At 71.7% G+C, this 25,118-nt stretch carries 22 protein-coding genes; 6 read left to right on the top strand and 16 right to left on the bottom strand.

The genetic code is table 11. The features are described 5' to 3' along the window. The 3 genes from DN051_RS35480 to DN051_RS35470 form a co-directional block, all read right to left on the bottom strand. On the bottom strand, positions 1-1,290 hold the full coding sequence (locus tag DN051_RS35480) for an ABC transporter substrate-binding protein (protein WP_053757954.1): 1,290 nt from the start codon (positions 1,288-1,290) through the stop codon (positions 1-3). Between the two features lie 327 nt (positions 1,291-1,617). Then, positions 1,618-1,746 (bottom strand): hypothetical protein, encoded by a 129-nt coding sequence (locus DN051_RS47330; RefSeq protein ID WP_281289042.1) that lies wholly within the window; start codon positions 1,744-1,746, stop codon positions 1,618-1,620. A 494-nt stretch (positions 1,747-2,240) separates the two neighbouring features. Beyond that, positions 2,241-3,254: a YhjD/YihY/BrkB family envelope integrity protein gene (locus tag DN051_RS35470; RefSeq protein ID WP_246040701.1), complete on the bottom strand. Its 1,014-nt coding sequence runs from the start codon at positions 3,252-3,254 to the stop codon at positions 2,241-2,243. 206 nt (positions 3,255-3,460) lie between these two features. Here DN051_RS35470 and DN051_RS35465 point away from each other — a divergent pair, with 206 nt between their 5' ends. Continuing rightward, on the top strand, positions 3,461-4,225 hold the full coding sequence (locus DN051_RS35465; protein WP_112440717.1) for a GAP family protein: 765 nt from the start codon (positions 3,461-3,463) through the stop codon (positions 4,223-4,225). A gap of 215 nt (positions 4,226-4,440) precedes the next feature. After that, on the top strand, positions 4,441-4,899 hold the full coding sequence (locus DN051_RS35460) for a DUF6325 family protein (protein ID WP_199314755.1): 459 nt from the start codon (positions 4,441-4,443) through the stop codon (positions 4,897-4,899). Positions 4,900-4,974: 75 nt separating this feature from the next. Here DN051_RS35460 and DN051_RS35455 read toward each other — a convergent pair whose 3' ends face one another. Then, positions 4,975-5,286, bottom strand: coding sequence for a hypothetical protein (locus DN051_RS35455; protein ID WP_053757951.1), 312 nt, complete (start codon positions 5,284-5,286; stop codon positions 4,975-4,977). Between the two features lie 242 nt (positions 5,287-5,528). On the opposite strand from DN051_RS35455, the gene DN051_RS35450 reads away from it, so the two are divergent. The 3 genes from DN051_RS35450 to DN051_RS35440 are packed head-to-tail and all read left to right on the top strand — an operon-like array spanning position 5,529 to position 8,954. Further along, positions 5,529-6,056, top strand: a complete 528-nt coding sequence (locus DN051_RS35450) for a gluconokinase (protein WP_246040700.1) — start codon at positions 5,529-5,531, stop codon at positions 6,054-6,056. Between the two features lie 56 nt (positions 6,057-6,112). Then, positions 6,113-7,063 carry a DUF389 domain-containing protein gene (locus tag DN051_RS35445; protein ID WP_112440715.1) on the top strand — a complete coding sequence of 317 codons (951 nt, stop codon included), beginning with the start codon at positions 6,113-6,115 and terminating at the stop codon, positions 7,061-7,063. Positions 7,064-7,115: 52 nt separating this feature from the next. Then, complete coding sequence (locus tag DN051_RS35440) at positions 7,116-8,954, top strand: glycoside hydrolase family 15 protein (protein ID WP_112440713.1); 1,839 nt, start codon at positions 7,116-7,118, stop codon at positions 8,952-8,954. Between the two features lie 15 nt (positions 8,955-8,969). Here the strand turns inward: DN051_RS35440 and DN051_RS35435 are convergent, their stop codons facing one another. The 11 genes from DN051_RS35435 to DN051_RS35380 all read right to left on the bottom strand — a co-directional run bounded on the left by DN051_RS35435 (position 8,970) and on the right by DN051_RS35380 (position 22,813). After that, on the bottom strand, positions 8,970-10,745 hold the full coding sequence (locus DN051_RS35435; protein ID WP_112440711.1) for a cation:proton antiporter: 1,776 nt from the start codon (positions 10,743-10,745) through the stop codon (positions 8,970-8,972). Between the two features lie 50 nt (positions 10,746-10,795). Continuing rightward, positions 10,796-11,836, bottom strand: coding sequence for a cytochrome d ubiquinol oxidase subunit II (locus DN051_RS35430; protein WP_112440709.1), 1,041 nt, complete (start codon positions 11,834-11,836; stop codon positions 10,796-10,798). Beyond that, on the bottom strand, positions 11,833-13,290 hold the full coding sequence (locus DN051_RS35425) for a cytochrome ubiquinol oxidase subunit I (protein WP_246040699.1): 1,458 nt from the start codon (positions 13,288-13,290) through the stop codon (positions 11,833-11,835). The genes DN051_RS35430 and DN051_RS35425 overlap by 4 nt, the downstream gene beginning before the upstream one ends. 58 nt (positions 13,291-13,348) lie before the next feature. After that, entirely contained in the window at positions 13,349-14,143 is a 795-nt protein-coding gene (locus DN051_RS35420) for an SDR family oxidoreductase (protein WP_053757993.1), read from the bottom strand. Positions 14,144-14,347: 204 nt separating this feature from the next. Beyond that, positions 14,348-15,928, bottom strand: coding sequence for a GMC family oxidoreductase (locus DN051_RS35415; RefSeq protein WP_053757992.1), 1,581 nt, complete (start codon positions 15,926-15,928; stop codon positions 14,348-14,350). Between the two features lie 126 nt (positions 15,929-16,054). Then, positions 16,055-16,969 carry a cyclase family protein gene (locus tag DN051_RS35410; protein ID WP_053757945.1) on the bottom strand — a complete coding sequence of 305 codons (915 nt, stop codon included), beginning with the start codon at positions 16,967-16,969 and terminating at the stop codon, positions 16,055-16,057. A gap of 41 nt (positions 16,970-17,010) precedes the next feature. Continuing rightward, positions 17,011-17,328, bottom strand: coding sequence for an SHOCT domain-containing protein (locus DN051_RS35405; RefSeq protein WP_053757944.1), 318 nt, complete (start codon positions 17,326-17,328; stop codon positions 17,011-17,013). 407 nt (positions 17,329-17,735) lie between these two features. Beyond that, positions 17,736-19,922, bottom strand: a complete 2,187-nt coding sequence (locus DN051_RS35395) for an FUSC family protein (protein ID WP_112440703.1) — start codon at positions 19,920-19,922, stop codon at positions 17,736-17,738. Further along, positions 19,919-20,401: a hypothetical protein gene (locus DN051_RS35390; RefSeq protein ID WP_112440701.1), complete on the bottom strand. Its 483-nt coding sequence runs from the start codon at positions 20,399-20,401 to the stop codon at positions 19,919-19,921. The genes DN051_RS35395 and DN051_RS35390 overlap by 4 nt, the downstream gene beginning before the upstream one ends. Before the next feature lie 204 nt (positions 20,402-20,605). Beyond that, positions 20,606-21,505: a DMT family transporter gene (locus DN051_RS35385; protein ID WP_112440699.1), complete on the bottom strand. Its 900-nt coding sequence runs from the start codon at positions 21,503-21,505 to the stop codon at positions 20,606-20,608. 147 nt (positions 21,506-21,652) lie between these two features. Continuing rightward, on the bottom strand, positions 21,653-22,813 hold the full coding sequence (locus DN051_RS35380; RefSeq protein ID WP_112440698.1) for an iron-containing alcohol dehydrogenase: 1,161 nt from the start codon (positions 22,811-22,813) through the stop codon (positions 21,653-21,655). 126 nt (positions 22,814-22,939) lie between these two features. Here DN051_RS35380 and DN051_RS35375 point away from each other — a divergent pair, with 126 nt between their 5' ends. Then, positions 22,940-23,998, top strand: a complete 1,059-nt coding sequence (locus tag DN051_RS35375) for a LysR family transcriptional regulator (protein WP_063797258.1) — start codon at positions 22,940-22,942, stop codon at positions 23,996-23,998. On the opposite strand, the gene DN051_RS35370 is transcribed toward DN051_RS35375, so the two are convergent. Beyond that, positions 23,922-24,995 carry an NAD(+)/NADH kinase gene (locus DN051_RS35370; RefSeq protein ID WP_053757940.1) on the bottom strand — a complete coding sequence of 358 codons (1,074 nt, stop codon included), beginning with the start codon at positions 24,993-24,995 and terminating at the stop codon, positions 23,922-23,924. The two genes, DN051_RS35375 and DN051_RS35370, sit on opposite strands and share 77 nt — an antisense overlap. Between the last annotated feature and the right edge of the window lie 123 nt (positions 24,996-25,118).

Genomic DNA, 25,118 nt, shown 5'->3' with positions numbered 1-25,118 from the left:
TCAGGCCTGCCAGATCTTCTCGGCCTCGCGCTGCCAGTCGGTCAGGATGCTGCCGACGGACTTGGGCTTGGCAAGGAACTTGGTGAGTGCGGTGTCCGCGGTGGGCTGGAGGGCGTCGCTGGAGTCCCGGTTGAAGAACTGGGTGATCTCCTCGGCCGCCTCGATGTGGGCGCGGCCCTTCTTGACCAGGGCGGTGCCGGTGTCCTTCGCCTCGGGGTGGCACGGCAGGGTGGTGCCCGACGAGCCCCTGATGTAGATCTCCTGGGCCTCTGCCGTGGCCAGGTAGCCCAGCAGGTCCATGACCTGGTCGCGGCGGCCGGTACGGGCGCTGGCGAAGTAGCCGTCGGTGGGGGCCTCTTCGGCGAGCGGCACCTTCGGATCGATAATGGGGAAGCGGAAGAAGTCGATGTCGTCGAGTGCTTCCTGGGCTGCGGCGTCCGCGAAGAAGGTGCCGATCAGCATCATGCCGGTGCGGCCGTTGAGCAGGGAGGTGGTGGCGTCCTGGAACGCGATCGCGGTGCTGTCCGGGTCGAAGTACGGCAGCACCTCCTGCCAGCGGTCGAAGACCTTGCGGACCTCGGGGTCGTCGAAGCGGTGCTCTCCGGCAAGGAGCCGTCGGTGGTAGTCGGCGCCGTTGATACGGATGTTGAGGTAGTCGAACCAGGCCGAGGCGACCCAGGCCGTGTTGCCGCCCGCGCCCATCCCGATCGGGGAGATGCCCTTGCTCTTGAGCTTGTCGCACAGGTCGAGGAAGTCGTCCCAGCTCTGCGGCTCACTCACGCCCCACTTGGCGAAGTTGGACTTGCGGTAGAACATGCCCCACCAGTAGTAGGTGGTGGGGACGAAGACCTTCTTGCCCGAGCTGTCGGTGCACAGCGAGTTCAGCGCCTTCGAATAGCGCTTGAGGTCGGGCGACGAGTTCCAGACCTCGCCGAGGTCGAGCAGCAGCTCCTTCTTGGAGTAGGTGTCCGCCACCGAGCCGGGGTACCACGTGTACACGTCCGGCGGGTTGGCGGAGGTGAGGTACGTCGGCAGCTGCGTGCGGAAGGTTTCCGAGGCGACGGTGTTGAGGCTGGCGCTCCCGGATCCCTGCTTGGCGTAGGCGTCGACGAGCTTCTGCATCGCCCCCTTCGCCTGCGGGGAGGAGAGGTTGGACTGGAGGGTCACCGCGCCGCCGGAGGAGCTCGTGCCGGAGGAGCTGGAAGTGACACAGCCGCTGAGCAGCGCCGTCGTCCCGGCGGCGCCGAGACCGGCGAGGAACCGGCGTCGGCTGGGCTGGTGGTTGGTCATGGAGAACTCCCTGCGGGTCCGCGCGAACAGGCTCCGGCCGTCCCGAGGCCGCGTCCCGTTCGCGTTGATCCAGGTTCGCGTGGCTCTCGCGCCACGTCAAGAATAATTACTAATTTATTTGAACTGAGTCCGGAGAACGAGGCCTTCGACGCCGCGTGACACCGCGCCGACCCTGCCTCCCGAACCCGTCCACCACTCCCGGTGCACCCCCGAAGGCGGCACCGGGTCCGCGCCGGTGAAGGTGCGACACCGGCGCCGGGATGCCGGAGGGGAAGCGGTCGGGATGGGTGCCCGCCGTCCCCGCGCATCCCGCGGACTGCCGGCCCGTCAGTCGCCGTCCAGCCGGCCGACGCGGCGGCCGCCGGCACGCGGACCGCCGCCGACCGGCCGGTCCGAGACGGAGCGCACTCCCCTGCCGGTGAGTGCGCCCAGCCCGTCATATGTGTCCCGGCTCATGCAGGGCGTCGGCGCGAGACCACAGCCGTGGCACTCGGTCGCACCCGGGTCGACGGCCGGCTGCACCGCGGCCGACGGGACCGAGGTCGCCGCCGACGCATGGGAGACGGCGGCCACCGTGTCTCGGCGCGTCCGTCTCGGCACCGCACGTGTGCGGGCCCGCGGAGGTGAAGTCACTTGCCTCTCCCGAGGGTTGGGAACCACGAGGAGTGACGCGGGCCTGCGCTGCACCAGGGGACCGTCGGCGTCACGGCGAAGACTGTGGCGCGTGGCCGAAACCCTGTCAATATTAATTCCTAATTTAATAGAAAGTGGGGTCGAGGTGGTGCCGAAGGGTTGACAGGGGTCCCGTCGCGCCTGAGGCTTTGGCATCGCACATGCCGTGCTGCGGCCGGATGTCAGGACCACTTGACGGGCCGTCCGGCGACCCCCTCCTCGCGCGCCGCCGAGCACCGCGCGTCAGGCACACGGAGCCTCGGCGACCGCAGGCCGGATCACTGACGGCCCGCTGTGTCCGGCGCGGTCACCGATGTGCCGAGGCGGCGGGTCAGGAACGGCTCCTGGGAGAGGACGGCACCCACACTGACGCTGATGGCGAGGGCCACGCACACCACGATGAGCCAGGACAGCAGGACGAACACGGACCCCGCGGAACCGTATTCGGCCAGGGCCCGGTTGAGGGCTCGCGGCATGTAGAAGTGCGCGGTCACCGACAGGCCCGTGACCGCGACGGCGGTGATGGCGGCGCCCGGCAGGAGGGGCGCCCAGCGGATGAGCCCGCCGAGCAGCAGGTGCTGCGTCCACCACCACAGCGCGGTCTGCGTGACCAGGGTGATCGGGATCCCCAGCCATGCCCCGACACCGAACCCGTCGCGTATCGGCCCCTGAAGGACGAGCAGTCCGAACCAGAGCGCGATCCACGCCACCCAGCGCCAGGGAGCCATCCTCGTCCCGGCCCGGGGGATCGCCCACGCCCGTTTGCACAGGCGCTGCATCGCGCGGCTCACCGCGGTGGCCGACAGCAGCACCATCAGCCCGCCGACCAGGCCGGTGGCCTGTCTCAGCTCGTCCGTCGGTGGCCGGAACGCCTGCTCCAACTCGTGCTGGGCCGCACCGGTCAGGCCGAAGACGGCACTCACCGATGCGGAGAGCTGGTCCCGCACGGCCGCCGGCGCGTAGGCGCCGACGACGAAGAGCAGCGGGACGGCCGTGAGAAAGCACTGCGCCGCGATACGGGTGGCGGAATCGAAGATGTTGACCGACACCAGACGGTCCACGAGCCGCGTGATCACGGGGAAGCGGATCTCCAGCCGCGCGTGGAACGCCGTCGCCCGGGCCACCGCGTCCGTCGTACGGCCCCGCCACCAGGCCACGCGCAGCAGGGAGGGGACGGGGCGGCCCCGGCCCGCCTCGCGCCTGACCTCGTCGGGCTCACCGTGTGGCCGCCTCGCGCCATCACCGGTGCGGCCGGAGGGCTTCAGCCGCCGGTGGGGACGATGCCCGGGCACCGCGACCGGATCCCACCCGCCGACGGCACCCGTGCCGAAGTCTCCATCAGCAGCTCCTTCCTGCCTCCAGGGTGCGCGAGGACGTCCCCCGGGGCACCCCGTGGAACGGCCTCACGGCAGCCGCGCGGGCCGTGCCCCGCCATGAGATGCGGCAGGCAAGATCCGTGCGTAGGCTCGATGCGTTCGGCGCACGATGGGATCGCAGCATGGTCCTCGACCTGTTCCTCATCGCCCTGGCCATCACCCTCAACCCCATCCCCATGATGGCGTTCGTCCTGGTGGTGGCATCGGCGCGGGGGGTGTTGAAGGGTCTCGCCTTCATCCTGGGATGGCTGGCGTGCTTCGTCGTGGTGATCGCCGTCGTCCTGGCGCTGACGGGCGGGCAGCCACCACCGCCCCGGTCCCCTCCGTCCACGGCGGTCCTCGCGCTCAAGCTGCTCATCGGTGTGGGGCTGGTGCTCTACGGCGTACGCCGCCACCGGCGCCGGCGGCACGCGGGGGACGGCACGCCGGGTGGGGCCACCGAAGCGGCACCGGACCGCGGTCCCGGCCAGGCCGACCAGGCCGACCAGGCCGGACCGTCCGGCCGATCGGCGTCCGGCTCCCCGCCGCGGTCGGGGTCCGGCGCGTCTTTCGGATCCCGGATGGACCGCGGCTCCGTCCCGGCCGCCGCGGGACTGGCCATGTTCCTGCAGCCGTGGGGACTCGTCGCCGCGGGCGCCGTGACCGTCGTGGAAGCGAACGTCTCCCACGCGTCCACCTGGCTGGCGCTGTTCGGCTTCTGCCTGCTCTCCACCGCGAGCCTGCTCGCCGCCGAGCTGTATGTGGTGTTCTCTCCGACGGCGGCCCAGCGCCGGCTTCTGGCGCTCCGGGCCTGGATGGAGAACCACGAGCAGCAGGCGATCGTCGTCGGCAGTCTCGTGATCGGCCTGTGGCTGACGGGAAAGAGCATCTACCAGCTCACCAGTTGAACAGCGACCTGCTGACCTGCTGACGTGCGACCGGTTGTCGGGGAATCCTGCCGCAGGTCACCGGTCCGCGCCGCCCGGCGCCCCGTGTGCGGTCCCGTCCGTGCGGTGCTGCAATTGCTGTGGGGGATCTCCCCCTGTTCGCGCTCTGCGTACCGCCCCGTGAGCCGGCGGCCGAGACACGGTGACCGGCCGGTGCCCGCTGCCGAGGAGTGGCCATGAACGAGGATCTTCTGGAAATGGGGCCCGTCGACTACTTGATCGTCGAGTTCCCCGGAAACCGTATGACGGGCGAGGGCCTTCCCCTCCTCGTCGACCTGGTCGATCGCGGCATCATCCGCCTCATCGACCTCGTCTTCATCCGCAAGGACACCGACGGCTCCGTCACCGCGGTGGAACTGCGCGAACTCGGAGACGAAGTCGATCTGACCGTCTTCGAGGGTGCCTCCTCCGGGCTGCTCGACCAGGGTGACCTGGACGAGGCCGGAGCGGCACTGGAGCCCGGCAACTCCGCCGCCGTCGTCGTGTACGAGAACGTGTGGGCCGCGCCTCTGGCCGCCGCGCTCAGGCGCGGCGGGGCCCGACTGGTGGCGAGCGGCCGCATCCCCGTGCAGGACGTGCTGGCCACGCTGGAGGCGGCCGACGCGACATCGTCGGGAGGATTCGGCGGCGTCTGACCTGTCGGCCCTCACTCGCACGGTCCGGAGCCTGCCCGCGCGGACCGTGCGAGCGCAGGCCGAGCGAGCCGTCCTTCAGTGAACGACCGTGAAACTCCGCCACAGCCCCGTCGAACGGACCACGTCGTCCGAGGTCTGGGTGCTCAGATAGATGCTCTCGCCACCACGCGGCACGGTGCAGTCCGCCGTGGTGTAGAGGATGAGGTCGTTCACCGTGTGGTTCGCCACGTGGGTCACGCCCCCATTGAAACGGTTGCACCCGTCGACCGGCGGGTTCGAGATGGTCTCGACAGCCCCCTTCTCGTTGTGCGTCTCGATGGTGCCCAGCGCGCCTTCTTCGCAGGCGGTGAGCACGGCACCGAGCAGGACGACGCCGGTGAGTGCCATGAGTGACCGTGTAGCGGGCATCGGACCTCCTGTGCCACAGCTGGGATCCGGCTGGGACTTCGCCCGATCACCAATATCCAATAGAAAGGGCGAACGCGCCTGATGTGCGCGGCCCGCGGGACACCGCCGGTCACCTCCCGGCGCCGCGCCGGGCGCCGGAGGGCGGCTCGCACGGCGCCTCGTGCCATGACGGGCAATAGTGGACCTGTACGTGTGTTCCGCCGTCACCGCAGGGAGGCGCGTTGGCCGGCCAGGTCGGCGGTGCGCGGGTGGTGATCGTGATGGGCCCTTCCGCGTCCGGAAAGTCCACGGTCGGCCTGCGACTCGCTCAGCAGCTCGGGGTGCCGTTCCTCGAGGGCGACGACCTCCACTCCGCGTCCAACCGGGCCAAGATGGCCGCCGGTCATGCCCTCGACGACGACGACCGTCGGCGTTGGCTGGCGGCCGTCTCGGAATGGATCCGCTCGACCGCGGCACAGGGACGCGGCGGTGTCGCCGCGTGTTCGGCGCTCAAGCGCGCGTACCGGGACCAGTTCCGGCGCACGGGAGCGACCGTGTGGTTCGTGTACCTGAAGCTCGATCGTGAGGTGGCGGCGCGGCGGATCGCACACAGGCGGGGACATTTCATGCCGGCGAAGCTGCTCGACTCCCAGTACGCGGCCCTGGAACCGCTCCAGCCGGACGAGCCGGGCGTCGTGATCGACGCTTCCGCAAGCGTCGCGCAGGTCGAGGCGGCGGCGCTGCGGGCGGTGTGCGGGACAGATCCTTGAGCGGTCACCCGTGACGGAAGGACGACCGGTTCGGCTCACGCCGACGGGAGGTTCGGATGGACTTGCTGCACTTCCGGATGATCATGCCACCCGCACTCACCCGGTCGGCCGTGGACCTGCTCGGCTCGGACGATCGGGTGCTCAATCTGGTGGTCGTCACCGCGGTACACGCCCCGGACGGTGACGCGCGTGACGCGGTCGAGTGCGATGTGATCAAGGGCGCGGCGAACCGTGTGCTGAGCGGCCTGCGCGAGCTCGGAGTCGACCGGCTCGGGGCGATCGCCGTCGACGGTGTCGACATCATGTTCTCGCAGCGCGCGGATCGGATCGAGGCCGAACAGCCCAGCGCGCTCCTCCACTCGCCGATGTGGGCCTCGGTCGAGGCGCACATCCGCGCCGAGGGAACGTACGCCCCCTCCTTCTACCTGTTCCTGGTCGTCGCCGGGCTCATCGCCTCGGTCGGCATCATGACCAACTCGCAGATCCTCATCGTGGCCGCGATGGTGGTCGGACCCGAGTACAACGCGATCACGAGCATCGCGCTGGGCCTCGACCGGCACAACCGGCGCAGGGTCCGGGACGGGGTACAGGCGCTCGCGGTCGGCTTCCTGCTGGCCATCGTGGTCACGCTGTGCTTCGCCGCTCTGGCACGCGGTGCGCACCTGCAGTCCAAGGCCTTCGACCTGGGTCTGCGGCCGGTGTCCCACCTGATCGACACACCGAACTTCTTCTCCGTCGTCGTCGCCTTCCTGGCCGGCGTGGTCGGGATCGTGTCGCTCGCCGAGGCCCGGGGCAGTGCCCTGCTCGGTGTCTTCATCTCCGTGACCACGATTCCCGCCGCCGCGGACATCGCGGTCTCGCTCGCCTTCACCGACTGGAAACAGGCGTGGGGTTCCCTGCTCCAGCTCCTGCTGAACGTGGTCGTCCTGGTGGCCGTGGGGGTCCTCACCCTTCGGGTGCAACGGCGGCTGTGGCGCCGCGCGGCTCGTCGCGCCGAACGCGAATGACCGAATTACGCTGAACGGGTGCGGGTGCGCAGGAGCCGAAAGGGGCGCCTGGATGGACGACTACCCCCTCATCGAGAACCACGGACTCATCGGTGATCTGCAGACCGCGGCCCTGGTCACCACGGACGGCACCGTCGACTGGTTCTGTGTCCCCCGGTTCGACTCACCCAGTGTCTTCGGGGCACTCCTGGACAAGGACAAAGGGGGGCATTGCTCGGTCCGGCCGAGGAGCGCGACGTACGCGACGAAGCAGTTGTACCTGCCCGACACCCCCATCCTGATCACCCGGTTCATGACCGAGGCGGGCGCCGGTGAGGTGGTCGACTTCATGCCGGTGACGGGCGCGACCGCGACCCCCACGCACCGGTTGGTCCGGATGGTCCGCTGTGTGCGGGGGAAGATGACCTTCGAGGTCGAGATAGCCCCGCGGTTCGACTACGGACGCACGTCCCACAGTCTGCACCTCACCGAGCACGGCGCGGTGTTCGAGGCGGCGGACGGCACGACGCTGACGGTGCACGGCGTGCGCGAGCCGGCGGACGACCGACTGCTGGACGTCCTCATGGACCGCCGGAACGACCTGCACTTCACACTGACCCTCGAGGCGGGCCAGCAGCGCGGCATCATCCTGGAGTCGGCCGCCGACGGGCCGCCGAGGGAGATGCGCCTGGACGCGTACGAGGAACTCTTCCACCGCAACGTCATGTTCTGGCGCTCCTGGCTGAACCAGTCGCAGTACTGGGGACGGTGGCGCGAGACCGTGGAGCGCTCCGCGATCACGCTGAAACTCATGACCTACGCGCCCAGCGGCGCGCTGGTGGCCGCTCCCACGACAGCGCTCCCGGAGCAACTGGGCGGCGAACGCAACTGGGACTACCGCTTCACCTGGATCCGCGACGCGTCCTTCTCCGTGTACGCCCTGCTGGGACTGGGCTTCACCGAGGAGGCCAAGGCGTTCATCAGGTGGCTCAACGACCGTGTGAAGGAGCGGGCCGGCAAGGACGGCGACTCCGGCCCGCTCAACATCATGTACAAGGTCGACGGCTCGTCGGACCTGGAGGAGCGGGTTCTGGACCACTGGGAGGGCTACGCCGGGTCGGCGCCGGTGCGGATCGGCAACGGTGCCGCCACTCAGCTTCAACTCGACATCTACGGCGAGGCGCTGGACAGCATCTACTTCGCGCACCGGCACGGACTCCAGGTGGGGCACCGCGGGTGGGCCTCGCTGCTGACGAACCTCGACTGGCTGGTGGACCACTGGGACTCGGCGGGCGAGGGTCTGTGGGAGACCCGCGGCGGGCGCAAGAACTTCACCTACGGCCGTGTCATGTCCTGGGTGGCGTTCGACCGTGCCCTCCGTCTCGCCGACGCGAACGGACGGCCCGCCACGACCCGGCGGTGGCGCGGGGCACGCGACGAGATCTACGACCAGGTCATGGCCAAGGGCTGGAGCGAGCAACGTCAGGCCTTCGTCCAGCACTACGGCAGTGATGTGCTCGATTCGTCGCTGCTGCGTATGGCGACGGTCGGATTCATCACGCCCGAGGACCCGATGTGGACCTCGACCCTCGACGCCATGGAACAGGAACTGGTCAGCGACAGCCTGGTCTACCGGTACAACCCCGAGGCCTCTCCCGACGGCCTGCGCGGTTCCGAAGGGACGTTCTCCCTCTGCACGTTCATGTACGTCGACGCGCTGGCGCGTGCCGGACGCGCCGACCGGGCGAGGCTGGTGTTCGAGAAGATGATGGGCTACGCCAACCACCTGGGCCTGTACTCGGAGGAGATCGACCCGACGGGCCGTCAACTCGGCAACTTCCCCCAGGCGTTCACCCATCTCGCCCTCATCGACGCGGCGATCACCCTCAACGACGCGCTCGACCGGCGGTGAGTCCGGGCGCGGACGTCAGCCGGCCGGATCGGCGCCGGTCGCCGGTGCGGATGTCACGACCACGAGCATGTCGCCCTCGGCCACCGCCCGCGGGACCCCGGTGACCGGGTGCAGCCGGCCGTCGCGCCGTACGACGAACAGCGGCCGGTCTCCGGGGGACGGCGGGGCCGACGCGGACCGGGCGTGGAACCTGGCACCCTGCTGGTAGCGGGCCGCGAGGTCGTGACGGGCCAGCCGCGGGCCGAAGACGGTGCCACCGGCCGCGTCGGCGGCGATGACGCCCCGGCTGTCCGGGGGCGCGCCGATGCGCAGCACCGGGCCCTCGACACTGTCCCGCATCACGATCGCCATCAGCGTGTTGAAGTCGTCGTCGTCCGTGAGCAGGAAGACCGACGTGACGCCCTTCAACTGGGACTGCGGGTCGGCCGCCGCGGCCATCAGGTCCCCGGCGGCGAGTTCGATCCCGGCCTCTTCGATCCGGTCCCGCTCCGGTGCCGACCCCGCCCACATGACGACGTCCGCTCCGGCGTCGCGCAGCGCCCGCGCCAGGTCGACGACCCAGGGGTCCCCGCCCACCAGGAGCGGGCGGGCCCTCGTGGCCCGCACGATGCCCAGCCGTGCCGCCACGGGCCTCGCCGTGAGCCCGTAGACCACCACCGTCCCGACGATCACCAGGAAGGTGATGGGCAGGATCTTGTCGGCGTCGCGCAGCCCGGCCGTGGCGAGCGTGGCGGAGAAGGTCGTGGCGGTGGAGGCGGCGACGATGCCGCGCGGGGCCATCCATCCCGTGAAGGCCCGTTCGGGGGAGGAGAGTTCCGAGCCGATCGTCGACAGCAGCGCGACGATCGGTCTGACCACCAGGACGAGAGCCGCGACGAGCAGGACACAGGGCAGCAGCACCGGTTCGAGGGAGCGCGGCGTCACGGTGGCGGAGATGGAGACGAACAGGAGACCGATGATCAGTTGCACCAGCGTCTCGAAGAACGGCCGGCGGGCCGGCATGTCGAAGCCCGGCAGGTTGGCGACGACCAGCCCGGTGACGATCGCGGCGATGAGCCCGGAGTCGTCGTAGAGCACGTCGCAGACCGCGGCCACCGCCACGACGGTGGCCAGTTGCGCGAGCGTGCCGAGTGTCTCGCCCAGGCTGAGCAGGCGAAGGGTGAGCCAGAGCAGTGCGGCGCCGACCGCGCCGCCCGCCAGCCCGACGGCGATGCTCCCGAGGAACGTCCCGATGCGGAAGTGACCGGTCTGGAGCCCGCCGGAGAGGATCGAGTGGAAGACGACGGCGCCGAGGATGGCGCCGACGGGGTCGACCAGGGAACCCTCCCACAGCAGGACCCTGCGTACCCGGTCCGACGGTCCGACGTGCTCCAGCAGCGGGCTCACGACGGTGGGCCCCGAGACGACGAGGATCGCCCCGAGCATGCTCGCGACCGCCGCCGGCACGCCGAACAGGACGGGCGCCAGGCACATCACGGCGCCCCAGGTGAGGACCACGCCGAGCACCAGGAGCCGCAGGACCAGACTGCGGGTGGCGCCCCGGAGGTGGCGCAGGTTCAGGCCCAGCCCGGCGTCGTAGAGGATGAGCGCGACCGACAGCGACACCAGGACGGAGAAGTCCGGGCCCACGAGCCGGTCGGGGCGGACGACGTCGGTGAGGGCCCCGGCGGTGAACCCGGCGGGCAGCAGGACGATCAGGGCGGGGACGCGCAGTCGGCCCGCGAGGATCTGCGAGCCGACGGCGAGGGTCACGGTCAGGGCCGTGCCCCACAGGATGTCGTCCTCGCTCACCGTGCCCTCACCGTCCGGCGCGGACCGGCGGACGCGGGTCCGTCACGGGGTCAGCCCTCGTCTCCGGCACCGCCGCGCCGCAGGTCGGCATCGGTGAGCGACTCCAGCTCGCCGTGGGTGTCCAGCCAGTACAGGAGGGCGACCGCGGGGAAGACCAGCAGGATGGAGACGAGGGTGACGACGCCCAGCCACCGCAGGGTGGTCTCCGCGCCCGCGCCCTCGGCGACGGTCAGGGAGGTCGGGATGAGGTACGGGCGCTGCGCCAGGCCCCAGGCGACAACGGCCGACGCGACCACCCCGACCGACGCGATCCGTGACCACGTCCCGGAGCGCCGGATCAACGACCAGGCGGTGGCGGCGGTGGCCACGGCCGCCAGGATCACGAAGACCAGGCCCGCACCGTGGGTGAGCCCGTGCCACACATGGGGCGCGTCGCCGTGGGTGACGATCAACGTGATCACCGCGAGGACGGCCACGACGGCGAGCGCGCCCAGCGCCCGGCGGCGGAAGTAGCCCTCCAGATCCGGCGCGGCGAACCGCCGGGCGTCCGAGGCGAGGAACACCGCCCCCAGCAGCGCCGTGGTGGCCACCGCGAGCAGTCCGAACAGGACCGAGGTGGGGTTGGCCCAGGCGTCCGCCGATGCTTCGGTCCCCTGCGACACCCGGCCCGACGCCACTCCCCCGACCGCGGCACCGAAGAAGAACGGCGTCAGCAGCGACGAGACGGCGAACGCCGCGCCGTACAGCCGCCGGCCCGCCAGCCGCCGGGCGGCCTTGCGGAGGGCGAAACCGGCACCGCGCAGCACGATGCCGACCGCCGCCAGCGCCAGGGGCAGCCACATCGCGGTGAACACCTGCTGGAAGAAGCGTGGGAAGCCCGTCCACATGATGACCAGGACGAAGATCAGCCAGACGTTGTTGACCTCCCACACGGGTGCCATCGCATGGTCGATCAGCCACCGCGGGCGCTTTCCTCGCTCCGCTCCGCCCGCGGTCAGGTCCCAGAAGCCCGCTCCGTAGTCGGTGCCGCCGGCGCACGCGTACGCGGCGACGGCCAGCAGCAGCACGACGGCGATGACACCGGTGATCACGGCCGGCCTCCCCCGGGTGGAGCGTCGTCGGCGCCGCGCGTCCCCGGTGCGCCCTTGGCCAGGGCCGCGGACCGTGGCCCGTACGGGGTGTCCGTCTCCGGTGCCTCCGCGGCCGTCCCGTCGGCCGTGTCGGCGAGCCGCCAGCGGGTCCGCATCCTCAGCAGGACGACGAGGAACGCCGCGAAGACGAGGACGTACACCAGGACGATCAGACCGAACATGATCCACAGACTGCCGGCCCGCGTGGACGTGACCGCTTCGGCGACCCGCATGTTCCCGTACACGATCCACGGCTGTCGGCCCACCTCGGTGGTGATCCAGCCGCATTCGACCGCTACGACGGAGGCGACACCGGCGACTGCCGCGCAGCGGTAGAACCACGGTGACGCGGGGAGCCTGCGGCGGCGCAGCCACACCACCGCGTACCACAGGGCGAGCAGCGCGAGCACGGAGCCGATGCCGACCATGATGTCGAAGGCCCAGTGGGCGATGGTGGCCTGAGTGGCCGTCGGCCGGTCGCTCGCGGGGACCGAGGTCAGTCCGGTCACCTTGGTGTCGGGGCTGAAACCGGCGAGGATCGAGTCGAGCTGCGGGATGCGGATGCCGCCGGAGATGCTGCCGTCCGGATGCAGCCGGCCGAACAGGTACTCCGGCACGTGGGTGTCCGTCTCCCAGACGATCTCCATCGCCGCGAACTTCACCGGCTGCTTCTGGAACACCTGCCGGGCGATGGCGTCGCCCAGCACGAACTGCACCGGTGTGAACACCGCGGCGACCGTGAAGGGGACCGTGAAACCGAGCCGGTGGTAGCGGTCCCGGCGTCCGCGCAGCCAGCCGACGGCGTAGACACCGGCCACGACGTAGCCCGCCGTCACCAGCATCGCCACCACGAAGTGCCAGTACTGCGGGCCGAACATGGGCGTGAAGATCGCCTTCCAGATCCTCACGTCGACGGGGTTGCCCGCGGCGTCGAGACTGAAGCCGCGCGGGGTGTTCATCCAGGAGTTGGCGGCCAGGATCCCGAAGGCGCCCAGCAGGGCCACCGCCGGCAGGGGCAGGCCCAGCAGGAAGTGGGTCCGCGGGGGAAGCCTGCGCCAGCCGTAGAGGTAGATGGCGATGAGGACGGACTCCAGGAAGAAGGCCCAGGCCTCCACGCCGAACCCGATCCCGAACACATCGCCCCATCTGCCCATCAGCCCGGGCCAGAGCAGCCCGAACTCGAAGGACAGCACGGTGCCGGTGACGACACCGATCGCGAACTGGACCGCCATGACCGCCGACCACCGCCGTGCCAGCAGCAGGGCGGTCGCGTCACCCCGGCGCAGCCCGTAGCCGTGCATGATGAGCGTGATCAGCGGCAGCGCCACGCCCAGCGGTACGAGAATGATGTGGGAGGCGAGGGTGAAGGCCATCAACGACCTGGCCGGAAGCGTCTGTGCCGGTACTTCCGCCATGAGCTGGAGCGTGGTGTGCATGTGCGGCGCTCTCCGGGGCTGACGTGTGCGGGACGGGTCAGCCTCCGGTGGCGAACCCGGGGAACAGGGTCATCCCGCCGTCCACGTAGAGGGTGGTGCCCACCACGTAGTCCATGAGGTCGGAGGCCAGGCCGACGGCGGCAAGGGCGATGTCCTCGGGGTCACCGACCCGGCCGTAGGGGATCAGCCGCAGCAGATCGTCGCGGGCTTCGGGCGTGTCCCAGGCACTGCGGTTGATGGGCGTCGTGATGGCCCCGGGTGCGATGGCGTTCACCCGGATCTTCCGCGGCGCGAGCTCCTGCGCCAGCGTCTCCATCATCATCTGCACGCCGCCCTTGGAGGCGGCGTAGTTGACGTGCCCCGCCCACGGGATGACCTGGTGCACGGAGCTCATGCAGATGATCTTGCCGGCCGCTCGGGAGACCTCGGGGACCACTCCGCGGCGCAGGAACTCCTTGGTCGCCTCGCGGGCGCACAGGAACTGCCCGGTCAGGTTCACGTCCAGAACCTTCTGCCACTGGGCCAGGGTCATCTCGGTGAACGACGCGTCGCGCTGCATACCGGCGTTCGCCACCAGGATGTCGATCGTGCCGAACTCCTGGACCATGCGGTCCATCATGGCGACGACCTGGCCCTCGTCGGAGACGTCCGCTTCGTAGGCCGCCGACCGCACCCCGAAGGAGGCGATCTCCGCCGCCACCTTCTCGGCCTCGTCGCGGCCCGCCACGTAGTTGACGACGACATCGGCCCCCGCCCGGCCCAGGGCGATCGCCGTGGCCTTGCCGATTCCGGAGTTCGCGCCGGTCACCAGCGCCTTCTGGCCCTTGAGCAGATCCGCGGGGACCGCCGCGCCCGCGGCGGCGCCTTCGGTGGAACTCACGATGATTCTTCCTCCACTACGCGGCCCGGGCCTCGTCCCGGAGTGTCACCCGGTCACACAATCACCCTGGACGGGGCACACCCCGGGTGGGCGCGCGTCCGTTGCGCCGAACAGGGGAGGATTTCGCCCGGTCGGAGGGTCGGCGGCGCGGCCGTGTCAGCGCAGGCGCGCCAAGAGGTGATCGCCGACCCGGAGGGCGTTCGCGATGGCCGTCAGGGACGGATTCACCGCGCCGATGCTCGGGAAGAAGCTGGTGTCGACCACGTAGAGGTTGTCCACGTCGTGCGCCTTGCAGTCGGTGTCGAGCGCCGACGTCGCGGGGTCGTCGCCGAACCGCACGGTCCCGGCCTGGTGGGCGGTCGCCCCGATGGGCATGCCCTTGTGCAGGTAGATGCTGCGGGACAGCAGATGGTGCTCGTGCATCCCCAGACGGCCGAGCATGTGCTGGAGTTTGTGCCGGAGACGGTCGAGTCCCGCGATGTTGTTGGACTCGTCGAGCGCGAGATGGATACGGCCGTCGGAGTCCAGCGTCACGCGGTTCTCCGGCCGCGGCAGGTCCTCGCCGCACAGCCAGAAGTCGACGGCGTGATGGGCGAGGACCTCGAAGGGCATGTCCGGTGTCACCGCGCCGGCCCAGCGCGGCGCCTCTCCGTGGATCTGCTCGGCGTCCGACTTGCCGAGCATCTGGATGCCGCCGAGGGGGAAGTCCCAGTCGTCCGAGCCCAGATACCAGTCGTGCAGTGCCAGGGTCTTCTGGAACTGCGTGTTGTTGGGCTCCTTCGAGATCGCCATCAGGGCGAGGTTGTTGTGCCGCATGTAGTGGCGGCCGACCACGCCGGAGCTGTTCGCCAGCCCGGCGGGGTGCCGCTCGTTCGCCGAGGCGAGCAGCAGGGCGGCGGAGTTGACTGCGCCGCAGGCCACGACCACGACATCGCCCGAGAAGCGCACCTCCTCCTCCCCCGCGAGCCGGACGACCACCGCCGTGACCGTGCGGCCCGTCGGATCGGTCTCCAGGCGCACCACCCGGGCATTGGTGATCAACTCGACGTCCGGGTGCTGCAGGGCCGGTTCCACACAGATGACCTGGGCGTCCGACTTGGCGCGTACCAGGCACGGGAATCCGTCGACGCGGTTGCAGCGGATGCAGGCGCTGTAATGGGTCGCCCCGCCGTTCTCGTCCTGGGTGAGGTCGACCCCGATCGGCAAGTGGAAGGGGTGCAGGCCCTGCTTCTCCAGGTCGTCGCTCAACTGCTGGATCCGTGGCTCGTGTTCCACCGGCGGGTACGCGTACTGCGCGCTGTACGGGCCGCCCCAGGGGTCCTCACCGTGCCGGCCGTGCACCCGGTAGAGGTGCTCCGCCTCGGTGTAGTACGGCTCGAAATCCTCGTAGCGAAGGGGCCAGGCGGGCGAGATCCCGTCGTGGTGGCGCAGTTCCGCGAAGTCCTGCGGCCGCAGCCGGAACAGCGCGGCGCCGTAGAACTTGGTGTTTCCGCCCACGTAGTAGTTGACCTCGGGCGGGAATTCGTTGCCGTGCTTGTCGATCCAGAATTCCGGAGCCCGGTACTTGCCCTTGACGAACACGGCCGTCGAGTCCCAGTTGTCGCGCTCGCGGGGCAGGAAGTCACCGCGTTCGAGGAGCAGGACCCGTTTGCCCGAGGGGGCGATGCGGTGAGCGAGCGTCGCTCCGCCGGCGCCGGTGCCGATGACGACGACGTCGTAGTGGGTGGAGTCGGGCATCACGGCCACCGCCCTCGCTCGCGCGGGTCTCCGGCCATCGCCGAAAGCCCGCTCCGGCTGTTTCCCCTCTTCGAACGTATACGTCCTCGGCGCGGGCGGCACCCGGAGCACGCCGCCCCGGCGGCGTCACAGAACGGCGATCGGATTCACCGGGCATCCGGTGGCCGCCGGCAGCCGCAAAGGCGCGACCACGCACAGGAAATGCCAGCGGCCCAGCCGTTCGCAGAGCGGGACCAGCGCCTCGAAGTCGAGGTAGTCCATGAGGTGCAGGCCCAGGGCGTTCACGGCCAGGACGTGCACCGGGAACGGCACGTCGGTCACCGCGCTGGGTGCCGTGTCGTTGTTGCCGTCGGAACCGAGGGCGGCCACACGCCGCTCGGCCGGCAGGCGCATCGCCTCCGGGTGCAGACCGGCCCGCGCCCGCGCGGCGTCCCAGGCACCGAGGGTGCGACGCCGGAGACGGTGTCCCACGCGGACGAACAGCAGATCACCAGGGCCGACCGTGACCTGCTGCGCGTCCTCGGCGGCCACGAGGTCGGCCGCCGTGACGTGCTCCCCGGGTTCGAGCCACGGAACGCCCTTCAGCCGCGGGATGTCGAGGAGGACACCTCGACCGACGATGCCGTCCCGTGCCAGGTCCAGGGTGAGCGCGCCGGCGCCGTCGGGTGTCACCGTGCTCGCCGGGACTCCGCCGTACAGCTCCCCGTCGTACACCACGTGGCACAGGGCGTCGAGGTGGCTGTCGGCGTCGCCGTGCACGTTCATGGCGAAGCGGTCACGGGCGAACTGCTCGCCCCGCGTGCCGAGTTCCCCGTGCGCCGGTGCGGTCATGGTGTGCGACGCGGGCTCCGGGTTGTCCTGACCGGCCTCGGTCTCGATCGGCGCGGCGAGCGACACGGTCCGTCCGTGGCGGACCTGGGCCGCGGCGGCCACCACACGCTCGGGCGTGAGGCGGCCCAGAGCGCCGCGCTCGGGATCCTCGGCGGCCGACGCCTGGTCGCGCAGTGATCGGTACAGGTCCCGGAAGGCGGCCCCGGACACCTGTTCCGTCGCACGGGCTGCCGGGCCGGCCCCCGATCCGTTCACCTGCCCGCGGCCCCGCCGCCGCCGAGGACCTGCGCCTTCTGCGACTCGAACTCCTCCTCGGTGAGCACTCCTTGTGCCTTGAGTTCTCCGAGCTGCTTGAGCTGATCGATCCTGCTGGTCATGTCGTCCGCACCCGGCTGCGTCGCCGCCGGAGGAGGAGCGGCGGGCGGGGCGGGCTGCTGGGGCGGCGCCTGCCGTTCGGCGTCCTGCTGGGCCCAGCGGCCCGCCTGGCGCCGCGAGACACGGTTGGACACCGCGGTGGCCGTGCCCGAGATCACGGCGGTGCGGGCGACACCGCGAAGGAGTCCTGGCATGTCGGCTCATCTCCCATTCGGGTGCGACCGGGGAGCCCCGGCCCTGCGCCGACGGAAACACACCGGCCGGAGGCGGGCCCCCGGGCCCGGTCGGACGGGACAGGGCCCTGAGGCCATTGCAGCACTCGGCGCAGTCACCTGCACTTCCGGTCCGCGCGGCCGACACGCGGCCTTCCCGGGGCACGGGCGGACACCGCTCCCAAGACGGGCTAGTGCCGCGGCAGGCAACGTTTGCCTGTCAAGGAGCGGCGTTCGGTGCGTGCTCTCGGTGTGCCGGCCGGAAGTCCTCGTACTGGACGTACTCGGGCTTTCGGCCGGTGCGGCGAGTGGGGGCACCTCCCACGCCTTTCAGGCAGTGGGGGAGCGTGCCGGGCGTCGCGACGGAGCGAACGTTGCCTGCCGCGGCACTAGCTCGCGTGCCGACCGGGGCCCGGCACCGGGCCGGGCGGGCCGGTGGCGCTCGTGTCGTCCGTCGCGCGGCGGACCGCGTCGGGCAGCGCGGCCTCGACCCGGGTGAGCTGCGCCGCGAGACTGCGCAGCCACACATCGAGGTCGACCAGCGCCGGCAGCGGCGGGCCGGCCGGTTCCGAGGGCGGCGGCGAGGTCCCGCGCGGCCCCGGCGGTTCGCCGCCGCACAGGGCGGCGAGCCGGTCGGTGGTCTCCGCGAGCGCCCGTGCGCCGGCCCGCGCCCGTTCGGCGGTGTCCGGGGGCAGGGTGGTGGCGGGCAGGTCGAAGCGGGGCAGCCACTGGGCGCCGAGCAGGATGTGGTTGGCCGCGATGAGCACGGCGTGCCAGTCGGCCCGTACCGGTCTGCTGCCCACCGGTTCGCTGCGGAACTGGGCGTAGGCCGATTCGGCGAGGACCAGCCGGTGCAGGGCGGGAAGCGTCGCCGGGGCCGGGACCGAACCCGGCGGCACGGCGGTCAGCGTCTCGACGGTGCCCTTGATCAGCGGGCCGCACTCCCGCAGCAGCCCCGCCACGGTTCTGCGCACCTCCCTGCGGGCACCGGCCGGCCAGGCCAGCATCGCGCACAGCAGACCGATGGCGCTGCCCGTCACCACGTCCACGATCCGGGCCTCGGCCAACTGCCAGGACGCCGGGGCGATCTGGGCGAACGCGGTGGCCACCACGAGCGTGAACAGCCCCTGCGCCCACGCGATGCCGAGCAGTGGTCCGAGCGCGAAGGCGATCAGCATGGCCGGCGCGAGGATCGCGGCGTAGGCCTCGGTGTGCCGCTCGAGGCCGATGAGCAGCGCACCGGCCGCGACGGCGCCCACGAGGTTGCCGGTGACGGCCCGGCGGATGGCCGTCCAGGTCTCCCCCACGGTGGTCCGGCTCAGCGTCAGCACCGCCAGCAGAACCCAGAAGCCGTGGGTCAGGTCGAGCGAACCGGCGACGAACCGTGCGGCGGCCAGGGCCACGGCGATGCGTACGGCGTTCTGGAACTGCACCGAGCGCAGTGTCATGTTGCCGACGATCCGGCGCGCCCACAGCCGGGGCGTGGTGGCCTCCGTGTACCAGAAGAGTTCCCGTGGCTCGATCGGCGGTGTGCGCCGCCCGTCCAGTCCTACGCGTACGGAGATCTCCAGGATGCGCACCGACTCGGCGATGGCCAGCAGGGCGGCCTGCCGGCGCAGCACCGGCACCGGCGGCACCTCGTCGGCCGGTCCCGTCACCTGCCGCACACGCGTCCGCTGAAAGCCGTCGATGGCCTTGTCCATCCGCTGCGGGCCGGGAGTCGCCCGGCCGGCGCGCAGGGCGGCGGCGGTCCTGTCGCACAGGGACGCCACCAGCGGCAGCAGCGAGCCGGACGCCGTGTCGGCACGGCCGCCGGGCTGTTCGCCGCCGGCGCCTTCCCGGACGAGTTCGCGCAGTTCGCCGGTCTCGGTCTGATGGGCCAGTTGTTCGAGCAGCCGACGGGCGGCGGAACCGGCCTGGGCAAGGCCGCGGTCGGCGCGCCCCGGGCCGGCGGGACGTTCCACGGGCGGGATACCGGACAGCCTCAGCCGTGCACCGGCCTGACGCAGGGCCTCGGGCGACAGTCCGCTGCGCCCCGCGATCGTGTCGCCCGCCGTCGCGAGGACGTCCGCGAGGGTCGTCCGATAGGTCGGGCCCGGCGGCTGCGGCAACAGGAACACCTCGCACAGCACCAGCACCAGCACGCCGAAGGTGAGCCCCGCCAGTCGCAGCCACAGGGTCTGGGGCTCGTACGGGGGGAAGCAGGCCAGGATGTAGAACAGCTGGAGGCCCGGCGCCGCCCCGGCCGGACGGGGCCCCGCGATGGCCGCGAACGCGAGCGAGAAGCCGACGACGAGCATCCCGAGCACCGCCGCCCAGGTCTTCACCGCCAGCAGGGTCCCCAGGGTCACCAGCAGCAGACCCACCGGCAGTGCCTTCAGCATCACCTCGGCCCGCTGCCGTCCGGACCCGGGGATCGGCGACAGCAGGCCGAGGGAGATCGGCGCGAACAGCGCGTACAGCGCCAGGACCGGTTCGTGGAGCCCGTACACGAAGGAGTAGAAGCCCGCGGACGCGGCGAGGGTCACCCGCACCGACCGGTGCAGGATCGTGGTCCGCTCGGCGCCGCCCTTCACGGCAGGCGCCCGCCGCGTGACGCCCGCGGGCCGAGCGGCGGGACGCTGCCCCGGACCACGAGCCGGTGCCGTACGGCCATGACGACGACGGAGGCGGCCAGGATCACCGCCCCGCCGAAGCGCAGAACGGCGTCGTAGGCGGCGTCCGGGGAACGCTCCGGCACCATCGCCGTGATCGCGGCCGCGGCGCCCGCCAGGGCGACCCCGCCCAGCGTGACCAGGAACGTCAGCAGGACGCCCGACGCCTCGCCGGCCCGTTCGGGCGCCACCACCTGCTGGGTGGCGACGCCGGCGGTCCAGCCGAGGCCGAGGCCCAGTCCGCACCAGGCGAACACCGGAACGTACAGCCACCAGGCGGTGACGTGGCTGAGCGTGATCATGCCCGTCAGCGCGAAGAAGTCGAGCTGGACGCAGAACAGGACGACGGCCACCGCGATGAAGGCCCCCCTCCGCGCGGCCGGCGAAGACTCAGCGCGCATGAGCACGTTCCTCTCGGGCCGATGCCGCCGCGGCGTCGTGGGCGGGCCGGACACGCGGTCCGCTGCCCACAGCTCATTGTCGGCCGACCCCGAACGGTCCGCAGCCCGGCCGTCCCGCACCGTGGCGCGCCCCGCGCCCGGTGGTCGCCGACGGCACGCCGGACGGTGCCGGGGCCCGGCCCGGACTCCGGCGGGCGGATGCCGTCACGGCGCCTCGGCGCCGATGGCTGCGGGTCGTTCGTCGCTGGTGACGGCTCGGGCGAGCGGCATCCGCGAGAGCGCGAACACTCCCGCGACGATCAGCGCGACACCGAGCATCTGCGGCAGGAGCCACCAGCCCGACCGGACGTACTCGGCGTAGAGCGTCACGCCGAGCGCCAGGCTCACCCCGGCGTCGCCGAGCGTGATCGCGGGCTGTGAGGCGACCAGGGGCCCGGCCTGCATCGCGTTCTCCAGGAGGAACAGCGCGGCCGCTCCGAAGAGGGCGAAGCCGTACGTCTGCCAGGCGGTGAGGAACGCCGTGAGACCGCCGTCGTCGAGGGTGTGCATCGACGTTTTCATCAGCGCGGCCGTCAGGGCGTACGAGACGGCGGTGGCCAGTCCGAAGCAGGCGGCGCGGGCCCGGCCCTCGGGCCGCCGGAGCGCTGCGACGAGGAGCACGACGATCGCCGCGGCGCAGACCGCGACCGACGGGATCCACCGGTCCATCGGCACCTGGGTGCGGTTCCCCGCCGGCGACGCGGCGAAGAGGGCGACGGCCAGCCCCGCCACCACGGCCGTCACGGCCACCCATCCGAGCCGGGACATCTGTCCTTGCAGCAGCACGGTGGCGATGACCAGCGCGAGCGGCAGTTCCAGTACGAACAGGGGCTGCACGACGGTCAGCGGCCCGGTCGCCAGCGCCACGGCCTGGCAGCCCGCCGCGGCGACGACGGCACCGATGCCGGCGATCCACACGGGCCGCCGCAGGAGATCGAACAGGAGCCCGGCCCGCAGCTTGTCGGAGCGCGGCACGCTCAGCGCCGCCTTGCGCTGGAGGACGGTCGCGAGGGCGTTGCTGAACGCGGCACCCAGCGCGAACATGACCGGCAACAGAATCTCCACCGTGCTTCTCCGGGACGACGAGACGGCCCACCCCCGGTCCTGCCATGGTGACGCGGTGCCCCCGCTCCCCGCGAGCCCGCACGCGACGGGCCACCCGGCCCGCGACCGGCCGTGTGCGCCGCGCGACCGGCCGTGTCCGGACCGGGATCAGTCGTAGATCCGGGCGTAGAGCTCCTGGATCCGGTCGGCGGTGGGCACGACCGGGTTGTTGGCCGGGGAACCGGAGGCGAGCGCCTGTTCGGCCATGAGGGGCGTCAGACGGGCCCACGCGTCCCGGTCGATGCCGTGGGCGCGCGGGGTGGGGACCGCCAGGTCGTGGCAGAGGACGGTGAGCGCGTCGACGAACTTGGCGGCGGCGGTCGCGTCCCCGTCCGCGGCGCTCGCGGCGCCCAGGGCGCGTGCGCAGTCCGCGTACCGGCTCGGCGCGGCGGGTACGGAGAAGTCGGTCACCGCGGGGAAGAGCATGGCGTTCGACAGACCGTGGGCGACATGGAAGTGGGCGCCGATCGGACGGCTCATGCCGTGCACCAGGGCGACGCTGGAGTTGGAGAACGCGATGCCCGCCTGGGTCGCCGCGAGCATCATGGCGGCGCGGGCCTCGGTGTCCGCACCGTCCGCGCAGGCCCGCCGCAGATGGCGTCCGACGGTCGCGATCGCGGTCAGGGCGAGGCCGTCGGAGAACGGATTGGCCTTACGGCTGACGTATGCCTCGACGGCGTGGGTCAGGGCGTCGATGCCCGTGTCGGCGGTCAGCCGGTACGGCATCGACAGGGTCAGTTCGACATCGACGACGGCGGCGAGCGGCAGGAACGCCGGGCCCGCGCACAGCATCTTCTCGTCCGTCGCGCTGTCGGTGATGACCGTGAACTGGGTCGCCTCCGACCCGCTGCCCGCGGTGGTGGGCACCGCGACGACCGGCAGCGCGGGTCCGACGTTGACGCGCGGGGCCTTGTAGTCGCGCATCCGGCCGCCCTGGACGCCGAGCAGCGCGAGAGCCTTGGCGGTGTCCATGGGGCTTCCGCCGCCCAAGCCGATCACCGAGTCCGCCTCGTGCTCGCGCAGCACCTTCAGGCCCGAGGCCAGGGAGTCGGTCGTCGGGTCGGGCACCGTGTCGGAGAACAGCCGCGGGTGGAGCCCGGCGCCTTCGAGCGCCGCCGTCAGGCGATCCGCCGCGCCGGTCCCCACCAGGAACGCGTCGGTCACGAGGAGGGGCCGGCTCAGCCCCAGACCCGCGACGACATCGCCCAGTTCACCGGCGGCGCCCCGGCCGACCCGCATGATCCGTGGCAGGGAGAGGCCGGCGACCATGGAGTACCTCGCGACGCTGGGAGGAAGGGCGGTGCCCCGGACCGTTCGACTCTGGCGCCCCCGCGGTGTGCGTTCAATCGCCAATGACGCAGACCCGATGTGCACGGATGCAGATACGTTGGCGGAGTGCAGCCGCCCGCCCACCACCCCGACGAGGGTCCGGCCCCGCGCCCCCAGGTCGACCGCAGGACCGTCGACCCGCGCAAGCTCCGCGCCGACGACCTTCGCCATCTGCTCGCGGTGGCGCGTACGGGACGTCTGGTCGCCGCGGCCGACGCGCTCGGGGTCGATCACACCACCGTGTCACGGCGGATCGCGGCGCTGGAGAAGGCACTCGGACTGCGGCTGATCGAGCGGGGCACGGACGGGTGGGCCCTGACGGACGCCGGCAAGGCCGTCTCGGAGAACGCGCGCGCGGTCGAAGACGCCCTCGCACGGGTCGTCGACGCGGTGTCCGGCCGGGACGAGCCGTCCCTCCACGGCACCGTCCGGGTCAGCGCGCCCGACGGGTTCGGCACCGTCTTCGCCACGCCGGCCCTCGCCCGGGTGCGCCGGCACCACCCCGGCCTCCAGGCCGAACTCATCACGGCCACCCGCCAGTTGACCCTGCACCCCTCCGGATTCGATCTCGCGCTGGCCATCGGCAGACCGACGGGCAAACGCCTGGTGACCGAACACCTCACCGACTACGTCCTGGGGCTGTACGCCGCCGACGACTACCTCGCGCGGTACGGCGCCCCCCGCACCCCGGACGATCTGCGGGACCACCCGCTGATCTTCTACATCGAGTCGATGCTCCAGGTCGGCGACCTCGAGATCGAGCGCCATCTGCCGGGCAGCACACCCGCGTTCTCCTCCACCAACGTCTTCGCCCAGCTCGAGGCGACCCGGTTGGGGGCCGGCATCGGTGTGCTGCCGGCCTTCCTCGCCCACCGGGCCCAGCTGCGACGGCTGCTGGCCGACCAGGTCACCATCCGGCTGCCGATCACGCTCGCCGTGCGGCGGGAGGCCGTCACCCACCCCGCCGTGCGCGTGGTGCGCGACGCCCTGCGGCAGGAGGTCGCCGACCGCCGCGCCGAACTCCTGCCGGACCGAGGCGCCGCCGCGGCTACGGAAGCGCCGCCGGCCCGTGCGAGGCGTCCGGCAGGGACAGATGGGCCAGGTCTCCCGGGGGCGGTGTCGTGATCGACCACAGCGGTGCCGGCGAACCGTCGGCCACCGCCGCCGGGGCGTCGGTCAGGTTCATCCGCTCGCGCAGCCGGCCGTAGAAGTCCATCGGCCCCAGCCGTACGGCTCGCAGGCGCTGCGGCGCGGCGTACACACCGATCCAGTCGCCGGGGTCGAGCACCCCGCGCAGCTGGCCGTCGATGCTGACCACGGCCCGCCCGGACCGTTCGAGGACCCGCAGTCCGATGGGCTCGTCCGGGGCCGTGACGATCGACCGGTTGAACGTCATGTGCGGCGCGACCGGCGTGAACACCAGGGCATCGGCGCGGGGGGACACCACGGGGCCGCCCGCGGCGAAGCTGTACGCCGTCGAGCCGGTCGGTGTGGCGACCAGCAGCGCGTCGGCGGAGTAGGACGCCAGGAGCCGGCCGGAGATGTACACGCCGACCGACACCTGGCGGTCCCGTGAGAGCTTCTCCAGCACGACGTCGTTCAGGGCCGTCACGTTCAGGGCGACGCCCCACTCGTCGTCGACCTCGCACTCGGGGCGCACCTGCGGCGGCGGCAGCAGCCCGCCGCGGCCGTACTGCATCCAGTCCTCCACGTCGGACGGCATCCTCAGCCGGCAGGAGGCCCGCAGGGTGAGCAGCATGCGGCTGTCGATGTGCAGCCGGCCCTCCCGCACAGCGTCCAGCGCCTGGCACACGGCTGCCGCGGGCACCTCCGTCAGGAAGCCCACCCTGCCCAGATCGATTCCCAGCACCAGGGCGTCGTGCTCGGCGGCCAGCCGCGCACCGCGCAGGAAGGTGCCGTCGCCGCCCAGGGTGACGATGAGGTCGGGGTCGCCCGCGGCCTCGACCTCGTCACGGGCGCTGCGCCGCCCGCCGTCCTGCCACACGTCGATCTCCGTGCACCGTATGCCGTGATCCTGCCCCCAGGCCCGGACGGTCTGCGCCGCGTCCACGGCCTCGGTGCGTCCGCCGTGCACGACCAGGCCGATCCGGTTCACCGCCATGTTCGCCTCCCGGGCGGCTCGCGCCGCACGTAGCCGTGATGTGGGTCGAGACGGGGCGACACCGCCGGCGAACAGGTCGTCCGGCGTCCGCGTCCCGCGCTTGTCACCTCCTCGACCGCTGTC

Source organism: Streptomyces cadmiisoli, from assembly GCF_003261055.1.
In the GTDB taxonomy this organism is placed as follows: Bacteria; Actinomycetota; Actinomycetes; order Streptomycetales; family Streptomycetaceae; genus Streptomyces; species Streptomyces cadmiisoli.
The sequence above is the reverse complement of the archived record's forward strand: the minus strand, read 5'-3'. Positions and strand labels throughout refer to the sequence as shown.

Excerpts from the sequence above, each read along its gene's own strand:
- DN051_RS35480 (WP_053757954.1), bottom strand. The coding sequence starts at position 1,290 with ATGACCAACCACCAGCCCAGCCGACGCCGGTTCCTCGCCGGTCTCGGC.
- DN051_RS35405 (WP_053757944.1), bottom strand. The coding sequence starts at position 17,328 with ATGCCAGGACTCCTTCGCGGTGTCGCCCGCACCGCCGTGATCTCGGGC.
- DN051_RS35370 (WP_053757940.1), bottom strand. The coding sequence starts at position 24,995 with ATGGCGGTGAACCGGATCGGCCTGGTCGTGCACGGCGGACGCACCGAG.
- DN051_RS47330 (WP_281289042.1), bottom strand. The coding sequence starts at position 1,746 with ATGAGCCGGGACACATATGACGGGCTGGGCGCACTCACCGGCAGGGGA.
- DN051_RS35380 (WP_112440698.1), bottom strand. The coding sequence starts at position 22,813 with ATGGTCGCCGGCCTCTCCCTGCCACGGATCATGCGGGTCGGCCGGGGC.
- DN051_RS35425 (WP_246040699.1), bottom strand. The coding sequence starts at position 13,290 with ATGGCGGAAGTACCGGCACAGACGCTTCCGGCCAGGTCGTTGATGGCC.
- DN051_RS35415 (WP_053757992.1), bottom strand. The coding sequence starts at position 15,928 with ATGCCCGACTCCACCCACTACGACGTCGTCGTCATCGGCACCGGCGCC.
- DN051_RS35445 (WP_112440715.1), top strand. The coding sequence starts at position 6,113 with ATGGACTTGCTGCACTTCCGGATGATCATGCCACCCGCACTCACCCGG.
- DN051_RS35455 (WP_053757951.1), bottom strand. The coding sequence starts at position 5,286 with ATGGCACTCACCGGCGTCGTCCTGCTCGGTGCCGTGCTCACCGCCTGC.
- DN051_RS35390 (WP_112440701.1), bottom strand. The coding sequence starts at position 20,401 with ATGCGCGCTGAGTCTTCGCCGGCCGCGCGGAGGGGGGCCTTCATCGCG.
- DN051_RS35465 (WP_112440717.1), top strand. The coding sequence starts at position 3,461 with ATGGTCCTCGACCTGTTCCTCATCGCCCTGGCCATCACCCTCAACCCC.
- DN051_RS35460 (WP_199314755.1), top strand. The coding sequence starts at position 4,441 with ATGAACGAGGATCTTCTGGAAATGGGGCCCGTCGACTACTTGATCGTC.
- DN051_RS35440 (WP_112440713.1), top strand. The coding sequence starts at position 7,116 with ATGGACGACTACCCCCTCATCGAGAACCACGGACTCATCGGTGATCTG.